We start from the raw sequence: 14,641 nt of genomic DNA, 5'->3' as shown, positions 1-14,641 counted from the left end.
CTTAACCGGGTTGTGTTGCGATGTGTGCGTGGGATTGGCAAATGAGGTAGACGCGAGGGCCCTGTGCGAGGTCGCGGTGCGGATCGCGCGCGAAGCCGCCGAACTGGCCCGCACCGTGCGTGACAAGGCTGTCGCGGATGGTTCCGTGGACACGAAGAGTACCGAAACGGACGTGGTCACGGCAGGTGACCGAGCGGTGGAGCGGCTGGTGCGCGAGCGGCTGGCCGAGCTGCGCCCCGGTGAGTCGGTACTGGGCGAGGAGGAGGGCGGCGAGGGAGCCCTGGACGGGTTGCGCTGGGTCGTCGACCCCATCGACGGCACCGTCAACTACCTGTACGGCTTTCCGTGGTACTCGGTGTCGCTGGCCGCGCAGGTCGACGGCCGCTCGGTGGCCGGGGCCGTGGTGGAGCCGGCGTCGGGCCGAGTGTGGAGCGCCGCCGCCGGACACGGGGCCTACCTGGACGGCCGCCGGTTGCGGGTGTCCGCGGCGGGCCGGCTCGACCTGGCGCTGATCGGCACCGGCTTCTCGTACTCGGTGCAGCGGCGCTCGGCGCAGGCAGCCGTCGTCAGCAGGCTGATGAGCCAGGTGCGCGACATCCGGCGTGCCGGGGTGGCGTCGCTGGACCTGTGCGCCGTCGCCGCGGGCTGGCTGGACGGCGTCTTCGAGGTCGGGCTGAACCGCTGGGACTGGGCCGCGGGGGCGCTCATCGCCGCCGAGGCCGGGGCCGAGCTGCGGCTGCCCGCGCCGGGCTCGGCCGACGGGCTGGGGGACGAGATGCTGGTCTGCGCCGCGCCCGGCATCGCCAAGGAGCTGACCGAGGCGCTGCTGCGCGCTGACGCCGGATCGGTGTGACGCCCCGGCGGTCGAGGGGCGCCCCCTCGGCCGCCGGCCCCGTCAGCAGTGCACGTCGCGTGCCTTGGCGAGCAGGTCGTGACTGATCCGCGGCGGTGTGACCTCCTGGTGGGCGCCGTCCTGCTGGTCGCGCAGGGGCACCCAGTTCGCCAGCTCCTGGAGCACCTGCTTGGCCTCCTGGGTGGTCTTGATGTCGTCGAAGTCCGACCCCAGCGCCAGGTCGACCACGGCGTCCGGGCGATCGTCACGCACCAGCTGGGCGCACGGCGCGATGAGGCTCAGCGTGCGGGCCGCGCTGGCCCCGGCACCGCCGAACCGGATCTGGCCGTGGCAGTTCAGGTCGTAGTTGACGTAGACCGGATCGTTGTCCGCGCCGCCCTTGGCGAAGCCCAGGCTGGCGAGCTCGTCGCTGACGAGCGTGGCCTGCCGGCTCTCCCCGTTGCCGTTGAGCACCCGCACCCGGACGTCCTGCGGTGGGATCGGGTTCGTCGAGTCCAGCGCGTTGCGCGGCAGCATCTCGCCCAGCGACACCTGCTCGGTCCGGCCGTCGGCGTCCGGCCGCGCGGTCGGGACGCCGGGCGGGTTGCAGCGCGTCGCCGTCTCGATGTCCTCGACGCTGTCGAAGATCCGCGTCCACAGCAGACCCGACAGCAGCACGAGCCCCACCAGAACCACCAGGGCGGGCATGGGGCGGCGCCGCCGGTACCGGGGTCCGCGCCGACCCGACCTCGCACTCACGGCTGACACGTCCCGCCCCTCTCTGGGTTCTTCGACCCGCGTGTGCCCGTCTTCACTAGATCAGCCTAGGCGTAGATCGAGCGCGGTGCGCCGCTGGACGCCTGCTGCGCGTCCCAGGCGATCCCGACGCGCTCCTTTATCGATGATGAACAGCGATTTTCCTCGCGCGTCGCATCAGGGAGTGCTTTACCGGGCAACCAGGTAAGGCGTTCGGTGGAGTGCCGGAACCATGCCCGCGGGACGCCGCCGGTGCAGCGAACACCACACGTACGGGTGACCTGATGCAGCTTCGAAGTCGGTATGAGCTACCCTCTCCGCGCCTCACGGAGTGCCGGATGAGGCAAGTCGCTCATTCACGGGGGAACTGAACGCGTTGCAGGGCGAGACGACGATCACGGCGCCTGCGGGCACAAATCCGGGTCCTGGAACGTTTACCAGCGGCACACCATTGCAGTCTCCACATACGCAGGGGTGAATCACGATGGCGACCGACTACGACGCTCCGCGCCGCGAGTCCGACGACTTGGCGGAAGACTCGCTGGAGGAGCTGAAGGCGCGACGCAACGATGCGCAATCCGGCGTCGTCGACGAGGACGAAGGGGCGATCGCGGAGAACTTCGAACTGCCGGGCGCAGACCTGTCCGGCGAGGAGATGACCGTCAAGGTGCTCCCGAAGCAGGCTGACGAGTTCACCTGCTCGAGCTGCTTCCTCGTCCACCACCGCAGCCGGCTGGCCGAGAACCACAACGGCCAGCTGGTCTGCCGCGACTGCGCCGCCTGATCCGGGCGGCTGGCGACGACGACGTGACCGGGAAGTGGCTGGGCACACGCGACGGCGTGTGCCCAGTTTGTCTCTCCGGGCGGACGGCCGCTCACCGCTCGGTCAGCACGGCCTTGAGCTTGTCCGGGTGGCGGGTGCTGACCACCCAGTACGGCGTGGGGTCGTCCGGATCGTCCAACCAGATCCGCACCGACGTGCGAATCCACGACCGGTGCACCAGGAATGCCGCGGGGTCCAGCTCCGGGCCGAGTGCGCGGCGCTGCTCCGCTGGCCGGATGACCTCGACGTCGTCGATGAACCGCAGCGGCACGTGCGCGTCGCCGACCCACAGCTCCCCGCCGGTGACCTCCACCCTGAGCCGGCCGAGCCACAGCGGGATCGCGATGGCCAGTGGGATCAGCACCACGTAGGGCAGCCACGCGCGCACTCCTGGGTAGCCCATGTGCACCTGGGCGGCCATGATCGCGGCGCCGATGGTCGGCAACGGCCACGTCCACCAGGACGCGTACAGCCGCTCCCGGTACACCGGACGCCCCTCCGAGTTCGCCTGACCGGGGGTGTCCCCAACGGTGCTCGCCGCTTCTGCGCTTTCCGACACGGGTTCAGGGTAGTCTCGCCGCCCGTGTCGAACGTGAAGGTCCTGCTGACCCGACTTGACCCCGATGTGCCGCTGCCTGAGTACGCCCGCCCCGGCGACGCGGGCGCCGACCTGGTGACCACCCGCGACCTGGTGCTGCAACCGGGTGAACGCGCCGTGGTGGGCACCGGGATCGCGGTGGCGCTGCCGGAGGGCTACGCGGGTTTCGTGCACCCGCGCTCGGGCCTGGCCGCCCGGGCTGGGCTGGGCGTGGTCAACGCGCCGGGCACGGTCGATTCGGGGTACCGGGGTGAGATCAAGGTCTGCCTGATCAACCATGATCGGACCCAACCGCTGTCGCTGCGGCGCGGCGACCGGATCGCCCAGCTCGTCGTGCAGAAGGTCGAGCACGCGGTGTTCCACGAGGTCGCCGAGCTGCCGGAGTCGCAGCGGGGCACCGGTGGCTACGGGTCCACCGGCGGGCACGAGATGCTGGCGGTCTCGGCCGAGACCGGTCACGGGACGGAGGTCTGAGGGGATGTTCGGATGGGGCCGCAAGCGGGCCAGAGCGGGCAGCGATGAGGACGAGCTGACCACCGAAGCGGTCGACGACCAGGACCTCCCGGAATTCGGGCCCTACGACGAGAGCGAGGCCCCCGATGACGGGGTGGAGCGGCTCGATCTGGGGTCGGTACGGCTTCCCGTGCCCGAGGGCGGGCAGTTGCAGGTCGAGGTCGACCCGGCCGGGCCGGTGCGGGCAGTGCACCTGGTCACGCAGGTCGGGCGGCTCACCGTGAGCGCCTTCGCCGCGCCGCGCAGCACCGGGCTGTGGGACGAGGTCAGCGAGGAGCTGGCCGAGCAGCTGCGCAAGGACGGCGCGCGGGTGCACACCGAGGAAGGCGACTGGGGGACCGAGCTGGTGGCCGACTCGCCGAAGGCGGCACTGCGGTTCGTCGGCGTGGACGGGCCGCGCTGGCTGGTGCGCGGGGTTGCGGCGGGCCCGGTGGAGTACGCCAAGGAGTGCGCGAAGCTGCTGTATGCGGTGCTGGCCGAAACCGTCGTGGTCCGCGGCCCCGAACCGCTGCCGGTCCGCACCCCGCTGCCGATCCAGCTGCCGGAGGCGATCCTGCGCCACATCCAACAGGCGCAGCAGGCGCAGCACAACGGCAACAACGGCCAGGCGGGCTGACGCCCCTGGCGGCCGATTTGTCCGGCGGGAGAGGTCGCGCCGTGACCTCTCCCGCGGCTTGGGTCCGGGAACGCCATCGACTGCCAGGCGGCCGGCGCCCGCCGCCGCCCGCGACGCAGGGCCGGAACGGCTCGTCGATCAAGGGGTGATCCGATCGGGCGGGTCTGCGGCGCAATGCCGCCGGTCCCGCGACTACGCCGTTCACGGCGGTTACGCTGGGGGTGCACGGGCTGCGGAGTCGAGCCCCGAGGGGCGCACAGGAGCGCTAGATGAGCAAGACGGAAGGCGGCTACTGGCGTCGTCTCGTACGCCGCCTGACCAGCGATGTCGCCGAGCTGGACGCCGACGATCTGTCGGAGCGGTCGCAGGCGGGCGGCGCGCAGCGCGCCAGCGAGTGCCAGTGCGGGCAGGAAGCAGTGGTGCTCGGCCGGGTGCGCAGCGTGGGTCTGTGCCCCAAGGCGTCGGCGCCGACGCTGGAGGCCGAGCTCTACGACGGCACCGAGGATGTGACGCTGGTCTGGCTCGGGCGTCGCAAGATCGCCGGCATCGAACCCGGCCGTGTCATCAAGGCCCGCGGCCGGATTGCGGTCCGGGACGGACGCAAGGTGCTGTACAACCCCTACTACGAGTTGCAGAACACCGCATGAGCGAACGTGACGCATCGGCCGCCGGGTCCTCAGTCCCGGACAACGCCGACCAGCAGCCCTCCGCCGAGCAACGGGCGGCCAACCCGGAGAAGACCCTCCTCGAGCAGATGGGCGGCGTCAGCGGCCTGGCCTACTCCGCGGTGCCGATCGTGGTCTTCGTGCTGGTCAACTCCCTCACCGGGCTGATGCCCGCGATCTGGTCGGCGATCGGGGTCGCGGTGGCGATCGCGGTCTTCCGGCTGGTCCGCCGGGAACCGCTGCAGCCCGCCATCTCCGGCGTGCTGGGCGTCGCGGTCTGCTCGTTCATCGCCTACCGGTCCGGCGACGCCAAGGGCTTCTTCCTGCTCGGCATCTGGACCAGCCTGCTCTACGGCGGCGTGTTCCTGGTGTCGGTGCTGGCGCGCTGGCCGCTGGTGGGCGTGGCCTGGTCGCTGCTGAACGGCCACGGCTTCGCCTGGCGCAAGCAGCGCCGCGCGATGCACGGCTATGACGTGGCCACGCTGGCCTGGACGGTGGTGTTCGCGGCGAAGTACGTGGTGCAGCAGTGGCTGTACGCCTCCGACCAGACCGGCTGGCTGGCGTTCGCCCGGATCGCGATGGGCTACCCGCTGACCGGCCTGGCGCTCATCGTCACGGTCTGGGCCATCCGCCGCGCCTCGAAGGTCGCGGAGCAGGAGAAGGCGGCCGTGCACGCCAACCCGTCGCTGGGTTGAGCCGCCCCGACGACCTACTCCGGCGGGCGGTCGTGCACGATCGCCTGGATCTGGGCCTCCACGTCGCTGGTGGCGACGAACAGCATCTCGTCGCCGGCCTCCAGCGGGTCATCGGCCTGCGGCACGATGACCCGGCCGCCGCGCAGGATGCTGACCAGGGCGGCGTCCGGGGGCAACCGGAGGTCGCGGACCCGGCGACCGGCCAGCGGCGTGGACTCCGGCAGCGTCACCTCAACCAGGTTCGCCTGGCCCTGACGCAGCGTCATCAGCCGCACCAGGTCGCCGACGTTCACCGCTTCCTCCACCATCGCGGCGAGCATCCGCGGCGTGGACACGGCCACGTCCACCCCCCACGCCTCGGTGAACAGCCACTCGTTGCGCGGGTCGTTGACCCGGGCCACCACGCGGCGCACCGCGAACTCGGTCTTCGACAGCAGTGACACCACGAGGTTGACCTTGTCGTCCCCGGTGGCGGCGATGACCACGTCGCGGGACTCCAGCCCGGCCTCCTCCAGCGACGCCAGCTCGCAGGCGTCGGCCAGCATCCACTCCGCTGCGGGGATGCGTTTCGGCTGGTAGTTCTGCACGTTGCGTTCGATCAGCAGAACCTCGTGGTCGCCTTCGAGCAGCTCCCGCGCGATGGACTGGCCGACCGCGCCGGCGCCCGCGATCGCGATACGCATTACTCGCTCTCCTCGGGTGTGCGGCGAGCCGCCGCCGTGACGTCGGTGACGGTGCCCGACAGCGCTGCCACATACACCGTGTCGTCGGCCTGGATAATGGTCTTGGCGTCCGGGAGCACGCCGTTACCGAACCGCATGATGAACGCCACGCGCGCCCCGGTGGCCGACTCGACCTCGGCGACGCGGCGGCCGACCCAGCCCTCGTGCAGCGGCAGCTGGAGCACCGCGACCGTGCCGGAAGGTTCCCGCCAGGCGGTGGCCACGCCCTCGGGCAGCAGCATGCGCAGGAACCGGTCCGTCGTCCACGGCACGGTTGCCACCGTCGGGATGCCCAGCCGCTGGTACACCTCCGCGCGCTTCGGGTCGTAGATGCGCGCTACGACGTGCTCGACGCCGAAGGTCTCGCGGGCCACCCGGGCCGAGACGATGTTGGAGTTGTCCCCGTTGGACACCGCCGCGAACGCCGCGGCCTGTTCGATGCCCGCCTCGACCAGGATGTCCCGGTCGAAGCCGTTGCCGGTGACCTGCTGGCCGCGGAAGTCCTTGCCCAGGCGGTGGAACGCCTGGGGATCCTTGTCCACCACGGCCACGGTGTGATCGAGCCGTTGCAGGGCCGCGGCCAGGGAGGCCCCGACCCGGCCGCAGCCCATGATCACCACGTGCACGACCTTCGTCTCCTCGCTGCGCCGGTGGTCTACGTCGACGACCTCGGTAGATCGTCCACCGAGTTTTCTGCCGACCGTACCCGGCCGGTGGCCGTTGCGGGTCGGTTCCCGCGCGTCCGTTGCGGGCTGGTGCACCGTACCGGGTGAGGCCGGCCCGAGGCAGGGGTGGCGGGCAGGATGTGACGTGAGAGCAATTCAGACAGCCGCGCCCACCGGAAGCCGGTCTGTTGCGCCTACGCTCTGTGCCGTGTCCAAGCTCGCAACCGTGGCGAAACGGTTGATCGTCGGACGACCGTTCCGCAGCGACCGCCTCTCGCACACCCTGCTGCCCAAACGCATCGCGTTGCCGGTCTTCTCCTCCGACGCCATGTCGAGCGTGGCCTACGCCCCGGAGGAGATCCTGCTGGTGCTGTCCGCGGCCGGTGTGTCGGCCTACGCGGTGAGCCCCTGGATCGGTCTCCTGGTGGCGCTCGTGATGATCACGGTGGTCGCCTCCTACCGGCAGAACGTGCGGGCCTACACCTCCGGTGGCGGTGACTACGAGGTCGCCACGGTCAACCACGGCACCCGCTGGGGCCTGGTCGTGGCCAGCGCCCTGCTGGTGGACTACATCCTCACGGTGGCGGTGTCCATCTCCTCGGCCGCGGCCAACATCGGTTCGGTGATCCCGTTCGTCGCCCAGCACAAGGTGCTGTTCGCCGTCGGCGCGATCGTCCTGCTGACCGCCATGAACCTGCGCGGTGTCCGAGAGTCCGGTTCGCTGTTCGCGATCCCGACCTACGCCTTCGTCGTGGGTGTGCTCGGCATGATCGGCTGGGGCTACTTCCGCGCCTTCGTGCTCGGCCACGAACTGCGCGCCGAGAGCGCCGACTTCCAGATCATCCCGGAGGAGACCCAGATGGCCGGGGTCGCCTTCGTGTTTCTCATCCTGCGGGCCTTCTCCTCCGGCAGCGCGGCGCTGACCGGCGTCGAGGCCATCAGCAACGGCGTGCCCGCCTTCCGCAAGCCCAAGTCCCGCAACGCGGCCATCACGCTCGCGCTGATGGGCGGATTTGCGGTCGTGATGTTCATGGGTCTGCTTCTGCTGGCCAGGCTGACCGGCGCGGTCATCGCCGAGGACCCGGCGCACCAGTTGATCGGCGCGCCGCCCGGCTACCAGCAGAAGACGCTGGTCGCCCAGCTGGCCAACGCGGTGTTCGCGGGCTTCCCGCCCGGCGCGTGGTACCTGGTGTTCTTCACCGGTCTGATCCTGGTGCTGGCCGCCAACACCGCCTTCAACGGCTTCCCGGTGCTGGGGTCGATCCTGGCGCAGGATCGCTTCCTGCCGCGCCAGCTGCACACCCGCGGCGACCGGCTGGCGTTCTCCAACGGCATCCTGTTCCTGGCCGCGGGCGCGATCATCCTGGTGTTCGCCTTCGAGGCCGAGGTGACCCGGCTGATCCAGCTCTACATCGTGGGCGTGTTCGTGTCGTTCGTGCTCAGCCAGAGCGGCATGATCCGGCACTGGAACCGGCTGCTGCGCACCGAGACCGACCAGATGGCCCGGCGGCGGATGCGGCGCTCGCAGGCGATCAACTCCTTCGGCCTGTTCATGACGGCCGGCGTGCTGGTGATCGTGCTGATCACCAAGTTCACCCACGGCGCCTGGATCGCCATCGCCGTGATGGCCGCGATCTACCTGCTGATGACCGCCATCCGCCGGCACTACGACCAGGTGGCCGAGGAGCTGCGCAAGCAGGAGGCCGACGCCGTGCTGCCCTCGCGCAACCACGCGCTGATCCTGGTGTCCAAGCTGCACCTGCCGACCATGCGCGCCATCGCCTACGCGCGCGCGACCCGGCCGGACGTGCTGGAGGGCGTGACGGTCAACGTCGACGACCGGGACACCCGCGAGCTGGTGGCGCAGTGGGAGCGGGAGAACCTCCCGGTGCCGTTGAAGGTGCTGGAGTCGCCGTATCGGGAGATCACCCGGCCGGTGCTGGAGTACGTCAAGCGCATCCGGCGGGACAGCCCGCGCGACGTGGTGACCGTGTTCATCCCCGAATACGTCGTGGGCCACTGGTGGGAGCAGCTGCTGCACAACCAGAGCGCACTGCGGCTCAAGAGCAGGCTGCTGTTCCAGCCGGGCGTCATGGTCACGAGTGTTCCGTGGCAGCTGGAGTCGTCCACCCGGGTCCGCCAGCAGCACTACACCTCGATGCCGGGTGCGGCCCGGCGTGGTCTGGGTACGAACGGGAAGGTGAGCGGTGACCGCAAGGACCGACTGGACCGGTAGGCGGCTGGAGCTCGAGATCGGGCCGGTCGCGCACGGCGGTCACTGCGTGGCCCGCCACGAGGGGCGGGTGGTGTTCGTCCGGCACGCCTTGCCCGGCGAGGTCGTGGTCGCGGAGGTCACCGAGGACGCCGGGGGCGGTTTCTGCCGGGCGGACGCGGTGGAGGTGCGGACGGCGGCGCCCGGCCGGGTCGATCCGCCGTGCCCGCTTGCGGACATGGCACGCGGCCGCGACCGCTGCGGCGGCTGCGACTGGCAGCACGCCTCCGGCGAGACGCAGCGGGAGCTGAAGGCCGCGGTGGTGGCCGAGCAGTTGCGGCGCATCGCCGGGATCGACTGGCCGGTGCGGGTGCGCGAGCTGCCCGGCGGGCTGCTCCGCTGGCGCACCCGGGCGCGGCTGGCGGTGGACCGCCGCGGCGCCGCGGGCTTCCGGGCCCACCGCAGCCACCGGGTGATCGCCGCCGAGGACTGCCCGATCACCGTCGAGGACGCGGTGGCGGCGGTGACCGGTCGCCGCTGGCGGCCGGGAGCGGAGGTGGCGGTCGTCGCCGACTCCACCGGCGAGGTGCACGTCACCGCCGTGGACCGCAAGCCGCAGCGCCGGCATTCGCGTCCGGTCGCGCGGCAGGTGCGCGGCAGCGGTGTGGCTCGTGAGACCGCGGCGGGGCGCTCGTTCGACGTGGCGGCGCAGGGCTTCTGGCAGGTGCACCGGGCCGCGCCGGACACCTTCACCGAGGTGGTGGCGCGCATGGCGGCTGCCCCGGCCGGTGGCGTCGCCTGGGACCTCTACGGCGGTGTGGGGTTGTTCGCCGCGGCGCTGGCCGACCAGGTCGGCCCCGCCGGTTCGGTGCTGCTGGTGGAGTCGTCCAGGCGCGCGGTGGAGGACGCGGTGCAGAACCTGCGCGACCAACCGCAGGTGTCGTTCCGGGCGGGAACCGTGGAGGAGGTGCTGGCCGCCGCCGACCTGCCCGCGCCGGACGTCGTGGTGCTGGACCCGCCCCGCAAGGGCGCCGGGCGGGACGTGGTGGCGGCGGTGACCGAGCGGCGTCCGGAGCGCATCGTGCATGTGGCCTGCGATCCGGCGGCGCTGGCCCGCGACGTGGGCCTCTACCGCGACGGCGGCTACCAGCTGGTCGAACTGGAGTCCTTCGATGCGTTCCCGATGACCCACCACGTCGAGTGCATCGCCCTGCTCGAACCCGCCGCGCGGGGTTCGGTCCCAGAGGTGGATCGGGTTCGGCGGGGTTGAGATGACGCGACCTGAACAGGAGCCCGAGGTCCCGCCGGCTTCCGGGCCCGGGGTCGGCGCCGTGTCCGGCGCGGGCAGCACCGCACCGGACACCGTCCCGGCGCGTCGCACGGCGGCGTTCTCGCTGGGGGCGGTGGGCATCGTGCTGCTGCCCGGCGGACTGCTGGCGTTCGCCTGGCCCGCGGCGCCGGGGCGGCTGCTCTGGTGGGCGGCGGCGTGGATCGCCATCGCCGCACTGCTGTGGCTGGTGGACGCGCGCACACCGCGACGCTGGGTGGGCTGGGCCCTACTCGCGGCGGTGCCGCCGGCGGTGGTGGCGGTGCTGGCGGCAGTTCCGGCAGGACTGGTCCCGCTCGTCGCATCGCCCATCCTGGCGCTGCTGGCCGACCGCTGGTTCACGCGGCCCGCAAAGGACCTCGCCGAACGCGACGTGGAGATCCCGGTGCCGCTCGACGCGCCGGGCGGCGGGCGGTTGCTGATCGGTCGTGACCGGGTCGTGCTGGCGGGAGCGGCGCACGTCCGGCAGGCGCTGCCGCTGGCCGAGCTGGCGTTCGCGCAGGCCGGGGAGCTGCGCGGGGAGGAGGCCGGATGGTGGCCGCTGCCCGGCGGCACCGGGGTCCCCCTGCGCCCCGGGCCTGCGGTGCGGCTGGTCGCCGGAGCACAGCAGTGGATGCTGTGCGTCGCTGACCCGCAACTCGTCGCCGCGATCGTGCGGCGTCGCGCGACCGCGGCCTGGCCGTTGCGCACCGGACCGCGTGATCTCGACGCATGGCGTCAGCTGCGCGAGTGGGCGGCCGCACCGAGAAGGACCGTGCGGCGGGGTTTCCCGGATTGGCAGCTCGTGGTCGGCGGCGTGCTGGCCGTGTCCGGGACGTTGCTGCTGGCCACCACGAGCGGGCACGCCGAGCCGGTGCGGTGGGTCGTGGCGGTGGTCGCCTCGGCGCTGGGCGGGTTGCTGGCCTCGGCATGGTTCCGGGCGCGGCGTCGGCTCGACTTCGCCGAGCTGCACCACCTCCCGCCGGGCAGCCCGGCCTGGGGCGAGGTCCGCCTGGACCACGCCCCGCTGCCGAACTGGCGGCCCTGGCACCCGCAGCGGCCGTGACCGGGAATAACGGGAAATTTCCCACAGGCGAGCAGCCGCCCGAACAACCGAGGCGTCTGGTCGCCCGGTGCCGCGCCCCATGCCGGCGCGCGTGACGTGGATCTTCCTGCGACGATCACTCGGTTCGGGGTTCCGGCCGTCTGCGGGCTGTCGGCGACGTCCGCCGTCCGGCGGAATCGATGCGCGCGAATGGGCGTCCACCAGGTGGATTCCGGAGCAGTGGATGGACGACTGCCCGCGTCCAAGACCACAAAGGCTCGTCCCCGGGGCGCTCCGTAGACTGGGACCGGCCCGCATCGCGGAGGCCGCCAGGCAGGCACCAGGCGCTCGGCATGCGAGAGAAACCGACCGGCACAACAAGTGAGGTGGAGCGGTGACGCTGCTGGGGTCCGTCCGCAGTCCGGCCGACATCAAACGCCTGAAGCACGCTGAGCTGGTACAACTGGCCGCGGAGATCAGGCGTTTCCTGATCGAGAAGGTGTCGCGCACGGGCGGGCACCTGGGGCCGAACCTGGGTGCGGTGGAGCTGACCCTGGCGGTGCACCGGGTGTTCGACTCGCCGCGCGACGCCGTGGTGTTCGACACGGGGCACCAAGCGTACGTGCACAAGATCATCACCGGTCGGCAGGAGGGCTTCGACCGGCTGCGCAAGCGCGGCGGCCTGTCCGGCTACCCGTCCCGCAGCGAGAGCGACCACGACCTGGTCGAGAACAGCCACGCCTCCACAGCCCTGTCCTACGCCGACGGCCTGGCCCGCTCCTTCCAGCTGCAGGGCAAGCGGCGGCACGCGGTGGCCATCGTCGGCGACGGCGCGCTCACCGGCGGCATGTGCTGGGAGGCCCTGAACAACATCGCCGCCGACCAGGAGCGGCCGGTGGTGATCGTGGTCAACGACAACGGCCGGTCCTACGCGCCGACCATCGGCGGCCTCGCCGAGCACCTGGCCGCGCTGCGGCTCAACCCCAGCTACGAGAAGGCGCTGGAGAGCGGCCGCCGCACGCTGCGCAACCTGCCGGTGGTGGGCCGCTCGCTCTACACCGGGCTGCACGCGGCCAAGAGCGGCATCAAGGACGCGATCAGCCCGCAGGTGATGTTCTCCGACCTGGGGCTGAAGTACCTCGGCCCGGTCGACGGCCACGACCTGCGCGCCATGGAGCACGCGCTGCAGATGGCCCGGTCCTTCGGCGGGCCGGTGATCGTGCACGCGGTGACCCGCAAGGGCAACGGCTTCGCCCCGGCGGAGAACGACCAGGCCGAGCTGATGCACCAGGTCAAGGTGATCGACCCGGAGACCGGTCTGCCGACCAAGCCGGCGCCCACGAGCTGGACCGACGTCTACTCCGACGAGCTGGTGCGGATCGGCGCGGAGCGGCCCGACGTGGTCGCCATCACCGCGGCGATGCTGGGCCCGACCGGGTTGCGGAAGTTCGCCGAGGCGTACCCGGACCGCTGTATCGACGTGGGCATCGCCGAGCAGCACGGCATGACGGCGGCGGCCGGTCTGGCCATGGGCGGCCTGCACCCGGTTTTCGCGGTGTACTCGACGTTTCTGAACCGGGCGTTCGACCAGCTGCTGATGGACGTCGCGCTGCACAAGCAGCCCGTCACCGTGACCCTGGACCGCTCCGGCATCACCGGCGACGACGGCGCCAGCCACAACGGCATGTGGGACCTGTCGATCCTGGGGCTGATTCCGGGCATCCGGGTCGCCGCGCCGCGCGACGCCGTGACGCTGCGCGAGGAGCTGCGCGAGGCGGTCGCCGTCGACGACGGGCCGACCGTGTTGCGGTTCGCCAAGGGCTCGGTGATCGAGGAGGTCCCGGCCCTTGAGCGGGTCGGCGGAGTCGACGTGCTGCGCCGGGGCGGCAATGACGTGCTGCTGGCTGCGGTGGGCGCGTTCGGGAAGCTGGCGGTGGCCGCCGCGGACCGGCTGGCCGCACAGGGCGTCGGGGTCACCGTCGTGGACCCGCGCTGGGTGGTGCCGGTGCCGTCGACGCTGGTCGAGATGGCCGCGGAGCACCGCCTGGTGGTCACCCTGGAGGACGGCGGTCGGCACGGCGGCTTCGGCTCGGCCCTGGCGGCCGCCCTGCGGGACGCGGAACTGGACGTGCCGCTGCGCGACCTGGCGGTGCCGAACCGCTTCCTTGACCATGCCTCCCGCGAGGAGGTGCTCGCGGAGCTGGGCCTGACGGAGGAGACCATCGCCACCCGGATCGCGGACTGGGTGGCGGACCGCCCGGGAGCCCGGGTCGCCCCGCTGCGGGTGGCGTCCTCCCCGGACCGCCCGGAAGCCGCGAACGGCTGACCGAGCGAACGTCTCCGGGTGAGGGGTGGACCGACCCCCAGGTTTGTTTGCCCAAACTTGGGGGTTTGTCGCTTCGACCAGGTGGGCGGAGGTTCCCCTCACTCGTCTTCCGGCCCGGTGAGGTCGGGGCACCGCGCACTCGCGCCGCTGGCGGTTCGCCCGCTGTGGCAGGGTGAACACGTGCGAATCCTGGTCGTCGAGGACGAGAAACCGCTGGCCGACGCGATCGCCCGCGGGCTGCGCCGGGAAGGCATGGCCGTGGACGTCGCCTACGACGGGGAGACCGGTCAGGAGAAGGCGTCGATCACCCGCTACGACGTGCTGGTGCTCGACCGGGACCTGCCGGGCATGTCGGGCGACGACCTGTGCCGCGAGCTGGTGTCCTCCGGCACGCTGACCCGCGTGCTGATGCTCACCGCCAGCGGCGCGGTGGAGGACCGGGTGGCGGGCCTGTCCCTGGGCGCCGACGACTACCTGGCGAAGCCGTTCGCCTTCGTTGAGCTCATCGCGCGCGTCCGGGCGCTGGGGCGGCGCGCCACGCCCGCGCAGCCGCCGCTGCTGACCGCCCTGGATCTGGAGCTCGACTCGGCTCGGCGCACGGTGCGGCGGCGCGACGGCGAGATCGACCTGACCCGCAAGGAGTTCGGCGTCCTGGAGGTGCTGCTGTCCGCCGGTGGCGCGGTCGTCAGCTCCGAGGAGCTCCTGGAGCGGGTGTGGGACGAGAACGCCGACCCGTTCACCACGACCGTGCGGGTCACGATGATGACGCTGCGCAAGAAGCTGGGGGAGCCGAGCATCATCGAAACCGTGGTCGGGTCCGGCTACCGGATTCCGTCGGCGGCCCGCACCGAGCACACCCGGGGCTGA

General features: G+C 71.8%; 15 protein-coding genes. 11 read left to right on the top strand and 4 right to left on the bottom strand.

Features of this window, described 5'->3' with window-relative positions:
- Positions 1-22: 22 nt before the first annotated feature.
- Positions 23-853, top strand: a complete 831-nt coding sequence (locus tag IEY17_RS18650) for an inositol monophosphatase family protein (RefSeq protein WP_188989514.1) — start codon at positions 23-25, stop codon at positions 851-853.
- Positions 854-895: 42 nt separating this feature from the next.
- Here IEY17_RS18650 and cei read toward each other — a convergent pair whose 3' ends face one another.
- Positions 896-1,591: an envelope integrity protein Cei gene (cei, locus tag IEY17_RS18645; protein WP_229680290.1), complete on the bottom strand. Its 696-nt coding sequence runs from the start codon at positions 1,589-1,591 to the stop codon at positions 896-898.
- Positions 1,592-2,072: 481 nt separating this feature from the next.
- Here cei and IEY17_RS18640 point away from each other — a divergent pair, with 481 nt between their 5' ends.
- Positions 2,073-2,372 carry a DUF4193 domain-containing protein gene (locus IEY17_RS18640; RefSeq protein WP_188989512.1) on the top strand — a complete coding sequence of 100 codons (300 nt, stop codon included), beginning with the start codon at positions 2,073-2,075 and terminating at the stop codon, positions 2,370-2,372.
- 91 nt (positions 2,373-2,463) lie between these two features.
- On the opposite strand, the gene IEY17_RS18635 is transcribed toward IEY17_RS18640, so the two are convergent.
- Positions 2,464-2,970: a DUF3093 domain-containing protein gene (locus IEY17_RS18635; RefSeq protein WP_188989511.1), complete on the bottom strand. Its 507-nt coding sequence runs from the start codon at positions 2,968-2,970 to the stop codon at positions 2,464-2,466.
- 24 nt (positions 2,971-2,994) lie between these two features.
- Here IEY17_RS18635 and dut point away from each other — a divergent pair, with 24 nt between their 5' ends.
- The 4 genes from dut (at position 2,995) to IEY17_RS18615 (ending at position 5,498) form a co-directional block, all read left to right on the top strand.
- Positions 2,995-3,483 (top strand): dUTP diphosphatase, encoded by a 489-nt coding sequence (gene dut / locus IEY17_RS18630; RefSeq protein ID WP_188989509.1) that lies wholly within the window; start codon positions 2,995-2,997, stop codon positions 3,481-3,483.
- A 4-nt stretch (positions 3,484-3,487) separates the two neighbouring features.
- Positions 3,488-4,138, top strand: a complete 651-nt coding sequence (locus IEY17_RS18625; protein ID WP_188989507.1) for a DUF3710 domain-containing protein — start codon at positions 3,488-3,490, stop codon at positions 4,136-4,138.
- 269 nt (positions 4,139-4,407) lie between these two features.
- Entirely contained in the window at positions 4,408-4,785 is a 378-nt protein-coding gene (locus IEY17_RS18620) for an OB-fold nucleic acid binding domain-containing protein (protein WP_188989505.1), read from the top strand.
- A complete protein-coding gene (locus tag IEY17_RS18615) occupies positions 4,782-5,498 on the top strand; it encodes a DUF3159 domain-containing protein (protein WP_188989503.1) in 717 nt (238 codons plus the stop codon). Before IEY17_RS18620 ends, IEY17_RS18615 begins: the two co-directional genes overlap by 4 nt.
- 14 nt (positions 5,499-5,512) lie before the next feature.
- On the opposite strand, the gene IEY17_RS18610 is transcribed toward IEY17_RS18615, so the two are convergent.
- Positions 5,513-6,181 (bottom strand): potassium channel family protein, encoded by a 669-nt coding sequence (locus IEY17_RS18610; protein WP_188989501.1) that lies wholly within the window; start codon positions 6,179-6,181, stop codon positions 5,513-5,515.
- Positions 6,181-6,846, bottom strand: coding sequence for a potassium channel family protein (locus IEY17_RS18605; protein WP_188989499.1), 666 nt, complete (start codon positions 6,844-6,846; stop codon positions 6,181-6,183). Before IEY17_RS18605 ends, IEY17_RS18610 begins: the two co-directional genes overlap by 1 nt.
- A 247-nt stretch (positions 6,847-7,093) precedes the next feature.
- Here IEY17_RS18605 and IEY17_RS18600 point away from each other — a divergent pair, with 247 nt between their 5' ends.
- The 5 genes from IEY17_RS18600 to IEY17_RS18580 all read left to right on the top strand — a co-directional run bounded on the left by IEY17_RS18600 (position 7,094) and on the right by IEY17_RS18580 (position 14,641).
- A complete protein-coding gene (locus IEY17_RS18600) occupies positions 7,094-9,121 on the top strand; it encodes an APC family permease (protein ID WP_188989497.1) in 2,028 nt (675 codons plus the stop codon).
- Positions 9,093-10,367 (top strand): class I SAM-dependent RNA methyltransferase, encoded by a 1,275-nt coding sequence (locus IEY17_RS18595; RefSeq protein ID WP_188989495.1) that lies wholly within the window; start codon positions 9,093-9,095, stop codon positions 10,365-10,367. Before IEY17_RS18600 ends, IEY17_RS18595 begins: the two co-directional genes overlap by 29 nt.
- A 1-nt stretch (position 10,368) precedes the next feature.
- Positions 10,369-11,469: a hypothetical protein gene (locus tag IEY17_RS18590; RefSeq protein ID WP_188989493.1), complete on the top strand. Its 1,101-nt coding sequence runs from the start codon at positions 10,369-10,371 to the stop codon at positions 11,467-11,469.
- Positions 11,470-11,842: 373 nt separating this feature from the next.
- Positions 11,843-13,774 carry a 1-deoxy-D-xylulose-5-phosphate synthase gene (dxs, locus tag IEY17_RS18585; RefSeq protein ID WP_188989491.1) on the top strand — a complete coding sequence of 644 codons (1,932 nt, stop codon included), beginning with the start codon at positions 11,843-11,845 and terminating at the stop codon, positions 13,772-13,774.
- 180 nt (positions 13,775-13,954) lie between these two features.
- Positions 13,955-14,641 carry a response regulator transcription factor gene (locus IEY17_RS18580; protein ID WP_188989489.1) on the top strand — a complete coding sequence of 229 codons (687 nt, stop codon included), beginning with the start codon at positions 13,955-13,957 and terminating at the stop codon, positions 14,639-14,641.

The sequence above is a fragment of the Saccharopolyspora thermophila genome (assembly GCF_014646075.1).
Lineage (GTDB): Bacteria > Actinomycetota > Actinomycetes > Mycobacteriales > Pseudonocardiaceae > Saccharopolyspora > Saccharopolyspora thermophila.
The sequence above is the reverse complement of the archived record's forward strand: the minus strand, read 5'-3'. Positions and strand labels throughout refer to the sequence as shown.

What these genes read in the sequence shown, in the direction of transcription:
- IEY17_RS18625 (WP_188989507.1), top strand. Translation starts at nt 3,488, where the DNA reads ATGTTCGGATGGGGCCGCAAGCGGGCCAGAGCGGGCAGCGATGAGGAC.
- IEY17_RS18640 (WP_188989512.1), top strand. Translation starts at nt 2,073, where the DNA reads ATGGCGACCGACTACGACGCTCCGCGCCGCGAGTCCGACGACTTGGCG.
- IEY17_RS18615 (WP_188989503.1), top strand. Translation starts at nt 4,782, where the DNA reads ATGAGCGAACGTGACGCATCGGCCGCCGGGTCCTCAGTCCCGGACAAC.
- IEY17_RS18610 (WP_188989501.1), bottom strand. Translation starts at nt 6,181, where the DNA reads ATGCGTATCGCGATCGCGGGCGCCGGCGCGGTCGGCCAGTCCATCGCG.
- IEY17_RS18590 (WP_188989493.1), top strand. Translation starts at nt 10,369, where the DNA reads ATGACGCGACCTGAACAGGAGCCCGAGGTCCCGCCGGCTTCCGGGCCC.
- IEY17_RS18620 (WP_188989505.1), top strand. Translation starts at nt 4,408, where the DNA reads ATGAGCAAGACGGAAGGCGGCTACTGGCGTCGTCTCGTACGCCGCCTG.